Origin of the sequence: Streptomyces sp. NPDC085481 (assembly GCF_044541845.1) — a bacterium.
GTDB lineage: Bacteria > Actinomycetota > Actinomycetes > Streptomycetales > Streptomycetaceae > Streptomyces.
The window spans coordinates 250,472-264,808 of sequence record NZ_JBITTJ010000010.1 but is presented as its reverse complement, the minus strand read 5'-3'; the positions used below and the strand labels follow the sequence as shown (position 1 = coordinate 264,808).

Annotated in this window: 14 protein-coding genes; 4 read left to right on the top strand and 10 right to left on the bottom strand. The window is 72.0% G+C overall.

Features of this window, described 5'->3' with window-relative positions; translation table 11 throughout:
- Positions 1–53 precede the first annotated feature (53 nt).
- Entirely contained in the window at positions 54–563 is a 510-nt protein-coding gene (locus ACIGEZ_RS22335) for a hypothetical protein (RefSeq protein ID WP_399833680.1), read from the bottom strand.
- 276 nt (positions 564–839) lie between these two features.
- Here ACIGEZ_RS22335 and ACIGEZ_RS22330 point away from each other — a divergent pair, with 276 nt between their 5' ends.
- On the top strand, positions 840–1,451 hold the full coding sequence (locus ACIGEZ_RS22330) for a YceI family protein (protein WP_399833678.1): 612 nt from the start codon (positions 840–842) through the stop codon (positions 1,449–1,451).
- Positions 1,452–1,535: 84 nt separating this feature from the next.
- Here ACIGEZ_RS22330 and ACIGEZ_RS22325 read toward each other — a convergent pair whose 3' ends face one another.
- Positions 1,536–2,009 (bottom strand): DUF4267 domain-containing protein, encoded by a 474-nt coding sequence (locus ACIGEZ_RS22325; protein WP_399833676.1) that lies wholly within the window; start codon positions 2,007–2,009, stop codon positions 1,536–1,538.
- A gap of 97 nt (positions 2,010–2,106) precedes the next feature.
- Here ACIGEZ_RS22325 and ACIGEZ_RS22320 point away from each other — a divergent pair, with 97 nt between their 5' ends.
- The gene (locus tag ACIGEZ_RS22320; protein ID WP_399833675.1) at positions 2,107–2,691 is read left to right on the top strand and encodes a TetR/AcrR family transcriptional regulator; all 585 of its coding nucleotides are present in this window, start codon (positions 2,107–2,109) and stop codon (positions 2,689–2,691) included.
- A 10-nt stretch (positions 2,692–2,701) separates the two neighbouring features.
- A complete protein-coding gene (gene dnaN, locus ACIGEZ_RS22315; RefSeq protein ID WP_399833673.1) occupies positions 2,702–3,844 on the top strand; it encodes a DNA polymerase III subunit beta in 1,143 nt (380 codons plus the stop codon).
- A 28-nt stretch (positions 3,845–3,872) separates the two neighbouring features.
- On the opposite strand, the gene ACIGEZ_RS22310 is transcribed toward dnaN, so the two are convergent.
- Positions 3,873–5,231, bottom strand: a complete 1,359-nt coding sequence (locus ACIGEZ_RS22310) for a hypothetical protein (RefSeq protein WP_399833672.1) — start codon at positions 5,229–5,231, stop codon at positions 3,873–3,875.
- Between the two features lie 55 nt (positions 5,232–5,286).
- Positions 5,287–6,903: a citramalate synthase gene (gene cimA, locus ACIGEZ_RS22305; RefSeq protein WP_399833670.1), complete on the bottom strand. Its 1,617-nt coding sequence runs from the start codon at positions 6,901–6,903 to the stop codon at positions 5,287–5,289.
- A 321-nt stretch (positions 6,904–7,224) separates the two neighbouring features.
- Between cimA and ACIGEZ_RS22300 the strand changes: the two genes are divergently transcribed.
- Positions 7,225–8,139: a hypothetical protein gene (locus tag ACIGEZ_RS22300; RefSeq protein WP_399833668.1), complete on the top strand. Its 915-nt coding sequence runs from the start codon at positions 7,225–7,227 to the stop codon at positions 8,137–8,139.
- An 11-nt stretch (positions 8,140–8,150) separates the two neighbouring features.
- On the opposite strand, the gene ACIGEZ_RS22295 is transcribed toward ACIGEZ_RS22300, so the two are convergent.
- The 6 genes from ACIGEZ_RS22295 to ureA form a co-directional block, all read right to left on the bottom strand.
- Positions 8,151–9,485 (bottom strand): MFS transporter, encoded by a 1,335-nt coding sequence (locus ACIGEZ_RS22295; protein ID WP_399833666.1) that lies wholly within the window; start codon positions 9,483–9,485, stop codon positions 8,151–8,153.
- Positions 9,486–9,551: 66 nt separating this feature from the next.
- Positions 9,552–10,106, bottom strand: coding sequence for a TetR/AcrR family transcriptional regulator (locus ACIGEZ_RS22290; RefSeq protein WP_399833749.1), 555 nt, complete (start codon positions 10,104–10,106; stop codon positions 9,552–9,554).
- 93 nt (positions 10,107–10,199) lie between these two features.
- Positions 10,200–10,643, bottom strand: coding sequence for a hypothetical protein (locus ACIGEZ_RS22285; RefSeq protein ID WP_399833664.1), 444 nt, complete (start codon positions 10,641–10,643; stop codon positions 10,200–10,202).
- 192 nt (positions 10,644–10,835) lie between these two features.
- Positions 10,836–11,855 carry an agmatine/peptidylarginine deiminase gene (locus tag ACIGEZ_RS22280; protein ID WP_399833662.1) on the bottom strand — a complete coding sequence of 340 codons (1,020 nt, stop codon included), beginning with the start codon at positions 11,853–11,855 and terminating at the stop codon, positions 10,836–10,838.
- Between the two features lie 19 nt (positions 11,856–11,874).
- Complete coding sequence (locus tag ACIGEZ_RS22275; protein WP_399833660.1) at positions 11,875–13,557, bottom strand: urease subunit alpha; 1,683 nt, start codon at positions 13,555–13,557, stop codon at positions 11,875–11,877.
- Positions 13,557–14,255, bottom strand: coding sequence for an urease subunit gamma (ureA, locus tag ACIGEZ_RS22270; RefSeq protein ID WP_399833658.1), 699 nt, complete (start codon positions 14,253–14,255; stop codon positions 13,557–13,559). Before ureA ends, ACIGEZ_RS22275 begins: the two co-directional genes overlap by 1 nt.
- Positions 14,256–14,337 lie beyond the last annotated feature (82 nt).

The window sequence follows — 14,337 nt, the reverse complement described above, 5'->3', positions numbered from 1 at the left end:
GCGCCCCGAGGGGCCCTCCAGTCCAACAACCCTCTGCGGTTAGTCCAAGTGGCTCAGCAGCCGCCGCAGTTGTAGAAGGTCACGTCCCAGTGGTTGCCCTCGTCGGCGTAGACGTTGCCGGCGCCGGACTTCCACTGCGGGGCGCCGTCGCCGCGCAGGCCGATGTAGGTGAAGGTGTTCTTGACGTAGTTCGTGACGCACGTGCCCTTGGCGAAGTCGAGCTTGTAGCCGTTCCAGTGCGAGTACGTGCCGCTCGCGTGGCCGGTCTCGGTGCCGCCGGTGATGTTCAGGGCGCAGCCGCTGGCGCTCTTGAGGGTCTGGGCGCCCTGGGCGGTGGCGAGGTTGAGCTGCTCGAAGGACGTGCAGGTGGGGTTGTTGCGGTCGGAGCAGCCGCCCGACGAGGACCAGGTGATTCCGGAGGCGCGGAACATCGAGGTCGCGGTGGCGTGGCTGATCTTGGTGACGGCGTGGGCGTCGGTGGCGCTGGACAGGACGCCGAAGCCGGGGGCGAAGAGGGCGCCGAGGACGAGGGCGAGGGCGGTCAGGACGGAGCGGTACTTCATCGGGGTTCCTCCTGCGGTTGACCGTGACGGTTGGGGACGGCGGTGCAGGTGGTGCTCGTGCTTGTACGCGCGCTCGTTGCGCAGGGAGATGGTGCCGTAGTTCTACGCGCGTCCGCCAGAGGGCGTCGGGGGCAGGTCGGGTGTCGGCTCGGGGCCGTCCGGGTGAACCCCGGAACCAGATGTTGAATATTGAACGGAATAGGTCTATCGTCGTTCTCGTTGAAGCTTCAACAAACCGCAGAAAGCGCCTCCGCGCACCGTCCCCAAGGAGCAGTCATGGGCCTCTTCAACCGCAAGAACAACGAGTCCGCCGCCACCGTCGCCACCCTCCCCGTGGACCCGGCCCTGGCCGCCCTGACCGGCGAGTACACGATCGACCCGACCCACAGCAGCATCGGCTTCACCGTCCGTCACGCCATGGTCACCAACGTCCGCGGCTCCTTCGCCGAGCACGAGGGCACGCTGAAGCTGGACGGCGCCGACCCGGCCGCCTCCACCGCCGCCATCGACGTCAGGATCGCGTCCGTCGACACCGGCATCGCCGACCGCGACGGCCACCTGCGCAGCGGCGACTTCTTCGACGCCGAGCAGTTCCCGCTGATGACCTTCCGCTCCACGCACGCCGAGCAGCTGGGCGGCGACAAGTACCGCATCACCGGCGAGCTGACCATCAAGGACGTCACCAAGCCGCTCGCCATCGACCTGGCGTTCAACGGCGCCGCGACCGACCCCTACGGCAACGAGCGCGTCGGCTTCGAGGGCTACGCCGAGATCCTGCGCTCCGACTGGGGCCTGACCTGGAACGCGGCCCTGGAGACCGGCGGCGTCATGGTCAGCGACCGGGTCAAGCTGAACTTCGACATCTCGGCGATCAAGAACGCCGCCTGATCACCCCCGGGTCCCCCGCCAACGAACACGAGCGCGCCCGCCTCTCCGCTGCTGCGGAAGGCGGGCGCTCGGCGTTCAGGGCCTTCAGGCCGGGGAGCGGTCGAGGGCGCGGACGGATTCCCGGGCACTGGTGGCGAAGAGGAGTCCGGCGGTCAGCAGCACGAGGGCGCCGGTCGCCGCATGGATGCCGAGGGCGGCGGCGTAGGTGCCGCCGTGGGCGAGGACGGCGGCCGCGTCGCCGAACGGGACGATCGCCAGGAGCAGCATCACCCAGGCCAGCGAGCGGCGCCGGCCGAGGGCGAGGAGGGTGAGGATGACGGCCCCGTTGGCGAGGTCACGGGCCGCCTTGACGGCGAAGTAGCCGGCCGCCTGGCCTTCGGGCCAGGAGGGGATGCCGAAGCCGGAGGCCGCGGCCTCCGGGGCGAACAGGAAGTTGACGCCGAACCAGAGACAGGCGAGGCCGCCGAGGACGGACAGGACGGTGGCGGCGCGGTGGGTGAAGGACGGCTTGGACGGCCGGGACGACCGGGCCGGCCTCGACGGCGACTGCATGGACATGGGAACCCCCCGAGAACGAGTTTCTAGCGGCGCTAGGACTGATAGCAACGCTAGACCTAGCTACGCTCTCTTGTCTAGCAGTGCTAGCGTCTTCTTCATGTCCACACCGCAGCAGCGCCGAGAGCGCGAACGGGCCGACCGCCACCGGCTGATCGTCAAGGCGGCCCGCGACCTGGCCGAGACCGAGGGCTGGGCGGCCGTCACCACCCGCCGGCTCTCCGAGGCCGTCGCCTACAGCCAGCCCGTCCTCTACAGCCACTTCAAGGGCAAGGACGCGATCGTCACCGCCGTCGCCACGGACGGCATCGAGGAACTGACCGTCGCCCTGCGCGCCGCCCGCACCGGCGCCGCGGACCCGGGCGCCGCGCTCGGCGCCCTCGCCGGGACCTACCTGGACTTCGCCCGCTCCCATCCCGCCCTCTACGAGGCGATGTTCGTGCAGCAGACCGCGCTCGAATTCGCCACCGAGAACTCGCCGGAGGTCCTGAAGGCCGCCTTCGCCGAGTTCCTCCTCGCCGTCGGCCCCGTCGCGGGCGGGCGCGACCACGACACACTGGCCGAACTGACGTGGAGCGCCCTGCACGGGCTCGCCACCCTCGACGGAAGCGGCCGGCTCCGCCCCGACCTCGCCGAGGGCCGACTGAAGCTGCTGGTCGACGCCGTTGTCAGTGGCGGCCGTTAACGTCGGCTGCATGGAATTCCGTATCGACAGCGGCGTGTTGACCGAAGCCGTGGCCTGGGCGGCGCGGGTGCTGCCGGCCCGCTCCCCCGTGCCCGTCCTCGGCGGGCTGCTCCTGGAGGCCGCGGACGGGCGGCTGCGCGTCTCCGGTCTGGACTACGAGGCCTCCGCCCGGATCGAGGTGGATGCCGACACCCTGCTCGACGGGCGCGCGCTCGTACTCGGGCGGCGGCTGCTCGACATCTGCAAGGTGCTGCCGCACGGTCCCGTCGCGTGCGCGATCGACGGGGCCCGGCTCTCGGTCACCGGCGGTGAGGCGCGCTTCGGGCTCTCACTGCTGCCCCTGGACGACTACCCGGCTCCGCCCGCCCTCCCCGCGCTGCGCGGGGAGGTGGACGCGGCCGCCTTCGCGGCGGCCGTCGGGCATGTGGCGGTGGCGGCCGGCCGGGACGACGCACTGCCCGTGCTGACGGGGATACGGCTCGCCCTGGACGGCACGACGATGACGCTGGCCGCGACCGACCGCTACCGGTACGCGGTCCGCACCCTGGAATGGAAGCCGGAGGGAACACCGGAGGCCGGCGCGTCCGGCACCGGACCGGGCGCCGAGGCCCCCGTCGAGCCCGCCGACGTGGTGGTGCCCGCCCGCCGGCTCACCGAGATCGCCCGCTCGCTGGCGGGCGCGGGGCCGGTCCGGCTCGCCCTGGACGGGGGCTCGATCGGCTTCGAGAGCGCGGGCATGCGGACCACGACCCGGCTGCTCGACGGGCGCCTCCCGAAGCACGACAAGCTCTTCACGCTCGGGGAGCACGCGGTCGCCGTCACGGAGCGGGCCCCGCTCGTCGAGGCGGTGAAGCGGGTCGCGGTGGTGGCCGAGGGCGACAGCCCGGTGCAGCTGGCTTTCGACGGGACCACGGTCCACCTCCAGGCCGGGTACGAGGACGACGTGGCCTCGCAGCGGCTGCCGGCCTCCCTCACCGGGGCGGAGTCGATGACGGTCGCCTTCAACCCGGGCTATCTCCTCGACGCGCTCGGCTCCTTCGAGGCCCCCGGGCTCCGTCTCCGGCTGCTCGGCCCCGGCCAGCGCGCCCTGATCACCGACGGCGAGACCGGCAGCCACCGGCACCTGCTGATGTCGGTGAAGCCGCTGGTCTAGGGCCTGGCAGGCTCTGGGCGCAGCGGCTCTAGAAGCCGCCACCGCCGTCGAAGCCGCCGCCACCGTCGAAGCCGCCACCGCCGCCGAAGTCGCTCGACCCGAAGTCGCCGGAGCTGAAGTCGGCGCCGGAGAAGTCGCCGCCCTGGAAGTCCGAGCCGCCGTACTCGGAGGCGTACGCCGGGGTGGAGAGCATCGAGCCGAGCAGCGTGCCGGCCAGCAGCCCCGGCAGCATGCCGCCGCCGAAGTAGCCGCCCGCCCACGGGCCGTAGGCCGGTCCCGCCTCCCAGTAGGGGCGGCGGCCGCCGTCGGTCTCGACCGTGCGGGCCATCGGGTCGAGCCCGTCGTCCAGGCGGGCCGCGTCGGCGGCGCAGACCGGGACCTCGCGGGCCGCGCCGCCCGACGGGGTCCAGGTCCGGTCCTCGGTCGAGGGGCCGTGGCGCGGGTCGAAGAAGCAGGGCGGGCGCCGCTCGGGCAGCGGCCGGCCCTCACGGCGGGCGGCGAGCACGGCCAGCGAGAAGCGGCCGTCGTCCAGGGCCTCGGTGACCCCGCGCACCTCGTGCGGGTGCGCGACCGCGCCCATCAGGGACTTGGCCTTGTCGTACGAGTCCAGGGCCCGCTCGTAGTCACCGCGCATGGCGTCGTCGGCGCCGGCCTCGGCCGGGTGGAAGTCGAGCCGCTCCAGCTCCTCGCCGAAGGCGGTGATGTCCTCGTCCACGACGACCCGCAGCCGGTCGATGGCGGCGCGCTCCTCGGCCTCCTTGCGGAGCCGGTTGCGGCGGACGACGGTGTAGGCACCGGCGCCGCCGGCCGCGACGACGACGCCGAGCGTGACCAGGGCCCCGACGGGGACACCGCTGTCACCCGTGCCGACCGAGCCCCAGGAGGCGGGGGCGGAGCCGCGCAGGGTGGGAAGGGCCTGGTCGACGAAGTTGTTCAGCTCGGTCTTCGCGTCGACGCCGGGCTGCCGTACGGAGCTGACCAGGTTGCTCACGGCGTCGCGGGACATCACCGAGGAGTCGGCGGCCGCGTTGAAGCCGTCGCCGAGGCGCACCGCGTACAGCCCGGTCACGCCGGTCTGCGTGCGCAGGTTGCGCAACAGGTTCTCGGGCGGGAACTGGGCGTTGGCGGGCAGCACGGCCACGAAGAGCGGCTTGTCGGCGTCCTTGATCTTCTGCGCGAGGGCGTCCGCGTCGCCCTTCGACAGCTGGCTCGCCGCGCCCGGGTCCACGTACACCGGGCCCTGCTTCAGGGCGGCGGCCGCGTCGGACACGCCCGTGGCCCTGGCGCCCGCGGACGGGGCCAGGACCATGAGCAGCAGCAGGAGCAGTCCGCCGATCGCGGAGACGACGGACAGCGCCGGCCAAACGGATCTCGCCCTGGTCCTCATGTGTTCGACGCTACCCGAACGACGTCGAACAGGACATAGGGGGCAACCCCGACCTTTACTCGGCCGGGTCGATGCCCGCCCGCAGCAGCCCGTAGGTGAAGGCGTCCTCCAGGGCCTGCCAGGAGGCGGCGATGACGTTCTCGCCGACGCCGACCGTGGACCACTCGGCGTTGCCGTCGCTGGTGGTGATCAGGACCCGGGTCGTGGACTCGGTGCCGTGGCGGCCCTCCAGGATGCGGACCTTGTAGTCGACCAGCTCGAACTTGGCCAGCGGCGGGTAGATCCGCTCCAGGGCCACCCGCATCGCCCGGTCGAGGGCGTTGACGGGACCGTTGCCCTCGGCCGTGGCGACGATCCGCTCGCCCTTGGCCCACAGCTTCACGGTGGCCTCGTTGGCGTGGGTGCCGTCCGGGCGGTCCTCGACGATGGCCCGCCAGGACTCCGTACGGAAGTAGCGCCGCGGCCGGCCCTCGGCCTCCTCACGGAGCAGCAGCTCGAAGGAGGCGTCGGCGGCCTCGTAGGTGTAGCCCTTGAGCTCTCGCTCCTTGACCCGCTCGACGACCCGGCCGACCAGCGCGCGGTCGCCGCCCAGGTCGACCCCGAGCTCCTTGCCCTTGAGCTCGATGGAGGCGCGGCCGGCCATGTCGGACACGAGCATCCGCATGGTGTTGCCGACCAGCTCGGGGTCGATGTGCTGGTAGAGGTCGGGGTCCACCTTGATGGCGGAGGCATGCAGGCCCGCCTTGTGCGCGAAGGCCGAGACGCCGACGTACGGCTGGTGGGTGGAGGGGGTGAGGTTGACGACCTCGGCGATGGCGTGCGAGATCCGGGTCATCTCGGCGAGCGCGCCCTCGGGCAGCACGCTCTTGCCGTACTTGAGCTCCAGGGCCGCGACCACGGGGAAGAGATTGGCGTTGCCGACCCGCTCGCCGTAGCCGTTGGCGGTGCACTGGACGTGGGTGGCGCCCGCGTCGACGGCGGCGAGGGTGTTGGCGACGGCGCAGCCGGTGTCGTCCTGGGCGTGGATGCCGAGCCGGGCGCCGGTGTCGGCGATGACGGTGGCGACCACGGCCTGGATCTGGGCGGGCAGCATGCCGCCGTTGGTGTCGCAGAGGATGACGACGTCGGCGCCGGCCTCGTGCGCCGCGCGGACGACGTCCTTGGCGTAGCCGGGGTTCGCCTTGTAGCCGTCGAAGAAGTGCTCGCAGTCGACGAAGACGCGGCGGCCCTGGGAGCGCAGGTAGGAGACGGTGTCGCGGACCATCTCCAGGTTCTCGTCGAGGGTGGTGCGCAGGGCGAGTTCGACGTGCCGGTCGTGCGACTTGGCGACGAGGGTGATCACCGGGGCGCCCGAGTCGAGCAGCGCCTTGACCTGCGGGTCCTCGGCGGCGTTGCCGCCGGCCCTGCGGGTGGCGCCGAAGGCGACGAGCTGCGCGTTCCTGAACGCGATCTCGCTCTTGGCGCGGGCGAAGAACTCGGTGTCGCGCGGGTTGGCGCCGGGCCAGCCGCCCTCGATGAAGCCGACGCCGAAGTCGTCGAGGTGCCGCGCGATCGTCAGCTTGTCCGCGACGGTGAGGTTGATTCCTTCACGCTGGGCGCCGTCGCGCAGCGTGGTGTCGAAGACATGGAAGCTGTCGTCGAGGCGCGGGCTCTCGCCGTTCTCCGTGGTCATGACTGTGATGGCTCCTGTCGGATGTGGCTCCGGAAGGTCTGGATCCACTTGCCCCCATTCTCACGCGCTGTCCGTTTCCGGCGGCGGTGGGGCCGGAAAACGAAAAAACCCCTCGCGGGTGCGAGAGGTCTGCGCGCGGGTCTGGGGCACGGTGTCCGCCTGCGTGGGGTCGTTCACGCTTCAGCGGTCACTGCGGACCGGCGCGCTGCTGCCGATAATCATCGTGGGAGCAAGCACGTCGGCAGTCTGCCACAGCCGCGCGGGTGACAGCAGCGCAGTCTCAGGATGCGGTCGGGCCGTCCGGTGGTAGGGATCACCCGCGTGAGCACACGACCCCCTTCCGGACCGCCCTCGGGGCCGCCCTCAGGGCCGCTCCACCAGCCCCCGCCACCGGAACCCGACCCGGAACGCGGCTCCGGCGCGGGCCAGTCCTCGCTCCCACCCACAGAACCCCCGCCCCCGCCGTCACCCGCACCCTCACCCGCGCCGCCGCCCGGCGGAGGCGGCCGCCGCCGCATCGTCCTCTTCGCCGCGGCCGGGGTGCTGGTGGCGGCGGCCCTGGGCGCGGGCCTGGTCGCCCTGCTGGGCGGGGGTGACGACGACGGCGCCACGACGGCGAGCTCGTCGAGTCCACTGGCCGACTCGCCGGCGGCTCGCGCGGCGGCGCACGCTCTGGCTGCGCGTGTGGTCATGGCCCCCGAAGACTGGGGCCAGGAGTACGCCAGGAACGATCCCTACGAGAGCGACCCCACGAACGAGACCGAGGTGACGACGGACTGCGAGTGGGTCGATCGCGCGCCCCGCGCGGGCACCCTGGCGTCGATCCTCCGCAGCGTTTACCACACGAAGACCCTCGACGCCGGCACGACAGAAGTCCGCGTCTTCACGGATGCCCCGACAGCGGAGTCGTACATGCGGGATGCCCAGGACGCCACCCACCGGTGCCCCGCCCAGCACAGCGGCAAGTCGCGCTGGACGGGGGTCCGGGAGGCCACCGCGCCCCAGGTGACGGGATTCGACCAGGTGCTGGCCGAGGAGGGTACACAGGCGGCCGACTCCGAGGGCAAGAAGGTCAACAGCCCCTACACCTACGTCACCGGGCGCGCCGGCAATACCGTGCTGATCGTGTCCGTCGTCGGCTCGGCGAAGGCGGAGGCTCTCGCCAAGCAGGCCGGGGACGTCCTCCAGAAGCTCCAGCAGCGTCTCGACAGCGCCCAAGCAGCCGCCGGCCCCTGACCCCGCACGGCTCAGACCGCGGGCGCCGGTGCCGTCTCCTGCTCGCCCGTCCGCTCCGGCGCCCCCGCCCGGCCCACCCGCCCCAGATCGATGTCCCGGGTCTCGCGCATCGTCAGGTAGACGATCAGCGAGACCGCCGCGCAGCCGGCGACGTACCAGTAGAAGCCGGACTCGATCCCCGCGTCCTTGAACCACAGCGCCACGTACTCCGCCGTGCCGCCGAAGAGCGCGTTGGCGATGGCGTACGGCAGGGCGACGCCGAGCGCGCGGATGCCGGTCGGGAAGAGCTCGGCCTTCACGCAGGCGTTGATCGAGGTGTAGCCGGTGACGACGACCAGCGCGAGGAGGGCGAGGCCGAGGGCCGGCCAGAAGGAGCCCGCGTGCTTCAGCATCGTCATGATCGGCACGGTCAGCAGGGTGGAGCCGACCGCGAAGGTGATGAGGAGCGGGCGGCGGCCGATCCGGTCGGAGAGCCGGCCGGCCAGCGGCTGGAGGCAGGCGAAGACGATCAGCGCGCAGAAGGAGACCAGGGTGGCGGTCTGCTTGGGCAGCCCGGCGGAGTTGGACAGGTACTTCGTCAGATACGTGGTGTACGTGTAGTAGGCCACGGTGCCGCCCATGGTGAGCGCGATGACGAGGAACGCCTCGCGCCGGTGCGCCCACAGCGCCTTCAGGGTGCCCTTGTCGCCGCTCCCGACACCGCCGTCGGCGGTCTCCTCGTACACCTCCGTCTCCAGCATGTTGCGCCGCAGGTAGAAGACGACGGCCGCGCCGAGCGCGCCGACGATGAACGGGATGCGCCAGCCCCAGCTGTGCAGCGCGTCGGCGGACATCGTGCGCTGGAGGACGATCTGCAGGCCGAGGCCCACGATCTGACCGGCCGTCATCGAGACGTACTGGAAGCTGGAGGCGAAGCCGCGGTGCTCGGGGGCGGAGGCCTCGGTGAGGTACGTCGCGCTGGCCGCGTACTCGCCGCCGACCGACAGCCCCTGGAGGAGGCGGGCGATCAGGAGGACGGCGGCGCCGCCGTATCCGGCGACGGAGTAGGTCGGGGCGACGGCGATGAGGACGGCCGAGGCGGACATGAGCGTCACGGTGAGGGTGAGCGCGGCCTTGCGGCCCTTGCGGTCACCGACCCGGCCGAGCAGCCAGCCGCCGACCGGGCGCATGAAGAAACCGACGGCGAAGATGCCGGCGGTGTTCATGAGCTTGGCCGTGTCGTTGCCCTCGGGGAAGAACGCCCCCGCGAAATAGGTCGCGAAGCTCGCGTAGACGAACCAGTCGAACCACTCGACCATGTTGCCCGCGGACCCGACCCAGATCTTCTTCCAGTGCTCTCGTCCCATGGGCAGGAACCGTGCCGGACGCACCCCGCGGGCAACAAGGCCGTAGCGGGCAACGATCGGGAGTACTTACGTGCGTTGCGTTCGCACGAGCAGGGTTTCGGACACGAACTCCCGCACGTGCGCCAGGACCTGCTCCCGCCCCGTGCCGGGGATGCCGACCGCGACGTGGACGCTGAACCCGTCGAGCAGGGCCCGCATCCGGTGGGCGAACCGGTCCGGGTCCACGGCCCGGAACTCCCCGCGCGACACGCCCTCGGCCAGGATCGCCACGAGGTCCCGGTGCCAGGCCCCCTCGATGGCGGCCTGCCGGGCACGGGCGTCGTCGTCGGCGTTCTGCGAGCGGTTCCAGACCTCGAGCCACAGCGTCCAGTGCGGGTCGCGCGGGCCGTCGGGCACGTACACCTCCACGTACCCGTCCAGGCGCTCACGCGCGGTCCCGGGCCGGGCGAGCAGCGCGCCGCGCTCGGCGCCGAGCCGGCCCTCGCTCCACTCCAGGGTCTGCAGCAGCAGCTCGTCCTTGGTGCGGAAGTAGTAGAGCAGGTGCCCGCTGCTCATCCCGACCTGCCGCCCGAGGCCGGCCATGGTCAGCCCGTCGAGTCCGCGCTCGGCGATGGTGTCCATGGCGGCGGCGAGGACGTCCTCGCGGGGCGGCGCGGCCTGGTTGCGCCGGCGGGGATGGGTGGGCTGGTTGCTGCTCTGACTCACTCGTACGTTCTACAGGATGCCGCCGTCGGGCCCACGCCCGAAGGCGGCGGCGAGCACGTCGGCGAGGTCGGCCTCGGGCACGGTACGGCGCAGCTCGGCGAGCACGGGAGGCAGGTCCTCGTCGGCGATCACGCCGAGATGCTCCTCGCGCAGCCCCCGGATCACCTCGACGATCCCGGGCCGCAGCTCCATCCAGGACCGTGAGGTGCGGATCTCCTGCTCCACGTGGTCCAGGAACCAGCGCATGACCGCGTACGGGATGTGCCGGTGCCCCGTCTGCGGGTCGAAGCACACGGTGGGCTCCCGGGCGGGGTCCTCGTCGGGCACGATCGCCGTCACGAGGGTGCGCCCGCCGTCGGTCATGTCGTCGAGCTCCACGTACCACGCGTCGTCGGGGACGGCGTAGAGGATCGTGAGCCTGTAGTCCGACCCGTCGTGGAGGATGCGCGGCATGGGGGCGCCTTCCCGTTGCGCGGGAGAGGGATCAAGGGGGCGGGGCGGCCGGATTCGAACCGGCGTCCTCCGAGATGATGTCGCGGCGCACTACCTCTGTGCTACGACCCCGCCTTGACGATCATCCTACGGAACGGCCGCCGCCCTGGGCCAGCGGATATCCTCAGGGCCGGGGGCGGCGGCCGCCGGGTCTCACACCGCCGGCTGCTGCTGGGTGATGCAGTGGATGCCGCCGCCGCCCGCGAAGATCGTGCGGGCGTCCACCAGGACCACCTCGCGCTCCGGGAAGAGACGGCGGAAGATCTCCGCGGCGACCTCGTCGTGCGGGTCGTCGAAGGCGCACAGGACCACGCCGCCGTTGCAGAGGTAGTGGTTGATGTACGAGTAGTCGACCCAGTCGCCCTCCTCGTCCTTCAGGACGGTGGGAGCCGGGATCTCGATGACCTCCAGGGGGCGGCCCTGCGCGTCGGTCTGGCCGCGGAGGAGGTTGACGTAGAGGCGCGAGCGCTCGAAGTCGGGGTGGGCCGGGTTCTGCTGGCTGTGGACCAGGACGGTGCCGGGGCGGGCGAAGGCGGCGACGATGTCGACGTGGCCCTGGGTGCCGAAGAGGCCGTAGTCGCCGGCCAGGCCGTGCGGGAGCCAGATCGCCTTGGTGGTGCCGAGCTTGGCGTGGATCTCGGCCTCGACCTGGGGGCGGGTCCACTGGGGGTTGCGGCCGGAGCCGAGCTGGACGGTGTCGGTCAGCAGGACCGTGCCCTCGCCGTCGACGTGGATGGCACCGCCCTCGTTCACGAGCTCGCTGCTCAGTACGGGCACGCCGGCCGTGTCGGCGACATGGCGGGCGATCTTGGAGTCGTGCTCCCAGCGGGCCCAGTCCTGGCCGCCCCAGCCGTTGAACACCCAGTCCACGGCGGCGAGCCGGCCGTCCTCGTCCTTCACGAAGGTCGGCCCGATGTCACGCATCCAGGCGTCGTCGAGCTCGCGCTCGACCAGGTCGGCGTCCGGGCCGAGCTCGGCGCGCGCCGACTCCACGTCGCCGGGGGCGACCACCATCGTCACCGGCTCGAAGCGGCGTACCGCCCGGGCCACCGACGCCCACGCGGCGCGCGCCTGGGACAGCTCCTCCTCGTTGGTGAAGGTGGGGTTGGCGCTGGGCCAGGCCATCCAGGTGCGCTCGTGCGGGGTCCACTCGGCGGGCATACGGAAGGTCATCACAGGGTCCTAGGGAAGATCAGAGGAAGTAGAGGCGGTTGAGGGAGACGGACTCGGCCGCCTCGGAGCGGATCGGCGAGCCGTCCAGCGAGACGAGGCCGGTGTGGCCGTCGACCTGGACGTCTCCGATCCGGGAGTTGAACAGCAGGTCCGCGGGGCCGATGCCGCGCGTACCGCGCACGGCGACGCGACGGCGGCGGGTCGGCAGCTTGTCGGAGCCGAGGTCGACGGCGGCCCGGGCGACGAAGGCGACGGAGATGTCCGCCGGAGTCGCTCCGTGGGCCCCGAACAGCGGTCCGAGGACGAGCGGCTGGCAGGTGTCGGTGGCCGCGTTCGGATCGCCCACGACGCCCCACGCGGGGAAGCCGGACTTCAGCACCATCTGGGGCTTGGCGCCGAAGAACTCGGGGCGCCACAGCACGATGTCGGCCATCTTGCCGGCCTCGATGGAGCCGATCTCGTGGGCGAGGCCGTGGGCGATCGCCGGGTTGATGGTCAGCTTGGCCATGTAGCGCAGGACGCGGGCGTTGTCGTCGTGCGCGCCGTCGCCCTCCATCGGGCCGAGCTCGGCCTTCATCTTCCCGGCCATCGCGAAGGTGCGGCGCACCGTCTCCCCCGCCCGGCCCATGCCCTGGGCGTCGGAGGAGGTGATGCCGATGGCGCCGAGGTCGTGCAGGACGTCCTCCGCGCCCATCGTCCCGGCCCTGATCCGGTCGCGCGCCATCGCGGCGTCGCCCGGCAGGTCCGTCTTCAGGTCGTGGACGGAGACGATCATCCCGTAGTGCTCGGCGACCGCGTCACGGCCGAAGGGCAGGGTGGGATTGGTGGAGGAGCCGATGACGTTCGGCACGCCCGCCATCTTCAGCACGTTGGGTACGTGCCCGCCGCCGCAGCCCTCGATGTGGAAGGCGTGGATCGTACGGCCGTCGAGGACCCGCAGGGTGTCCTCCACCGACAGGCACTCGTTGAGGCCGTCACTGTGCAGGGCGACCTGCACGTCGTGCTCCTCGGCGACCCGCAGGGCCGTGTCCAGGGCACGGGTGTGGGCGCCCATGTCCTCGTGGACCTTGAAACCCGACGCCCCGCCCTCGGCGAGCGCCTCCACCAGCGGCGCCGGGTCCGAGGACGAACCCCGGCCGAGGAAGCCGATGTTGACGGGCCAGGCGTCGAAGGCGTTGAAGGCGTGCTTCAGGGCCCATGGCGAGTTGACGCCAACCCCCCAGACAGGACCGAACTCCTGTCCGATGATGGTGGTGACACCCGAGGCGAGGGAGGCCTCCATGATGCGCGGGGACAGCAGGTGGACGTGGGTGTCCACGGCGCCGGCGGTGGCGATGAGCCCTTCGCCGGAGACGATCGAGGTGCCGGTGCCGACGACGACGTCGACCCCGTCGAGCGTGTCCGGGTTGCCGGCCCGGCCGATCGCGTGGATCCGGCCCTCGCGAATACCGATGGACACCTTGCGGATGCCCTGAACGGCGTCGATCACGAGGACGTTGCTGATCACCACGTCGCAGGTCTCGCGGACGGCCGCGGCCTTGAGGTGGAGTCCGTCGCGGGCGGTCTTGCCGAAGCCGGCGAGGAACTCGTCGCCGGGCTTCTGGGAGTCGGACTCGACGCGTACGACGAGGCCCGAGTCGCCCAGGACGACCCGGTCGCCGGCGCGGGGGCCGTGTACGGAGGCGTACTCATAGGGGTCCATCACTCGCCCTCCTTCGGGCTGTCGACGCCGAGATAACCGCAGGCCGCGGCCCTGCGCAGGGCTTCCTCCCGCGCCCCGGGGGCGTCCAGCGGGCCGTCGACCAGGCCCGCGAAGCCGATGGCGACGCGGGCGCCGCCGATGGGCAGGAGGCCGACCTCGGCCTCGGCGCCCGGGTCGAAGCGGAAGGAGGCGCCGGCCGGGATGGCGAGGCGCATGCCGTAGGCGGCGGCGCGGTCGAAGGCGAGGCGCGGGTTGGCCTCGAAGAAGTGGAAGTGCGAGGTCACGCTGACCGGGACCGTGGCCGTGTTGCGGACCCTGAGCACGAGGGCCGGTTCGGCCTCCTCGTGCAGGGGCCCGGGGAGCAACGCTCCGGGCGCTCCCTCACCCAGGTTGCCCCCGCCGATGGGGTCGGTGACGACGGCCAGCCGGGAGCCGTCGTCGAAGACGGCCTCGACGTGGACCTCGGTGACGACGTCGGCGACGCCCGGCAGGACGTCGTCGGGGCCGAGGACGGAGCGGGCGGCCCCGATCGCCTCGGCGAGTCGCTTGCCGTCGCGGGCCGCCTCGCAGACGGTGTCCGCGATGAGCGCGGTCGCCTCGGGCACATTGAGCCGCAGGCCCCGGGCCCGGCGGGCGCGGGCGAGCTCGGCGGCGCCGAAGAGCAGCAGCCGGTCGCGTTCCGTGGGGGTCAGTCGCACGTCCCAAACACCTCCTGTTTGAGTGCCACTCTAAATGCTCGGACCCTGCCGTCCAAGCATTGACGGCGTGGACATCCATGGG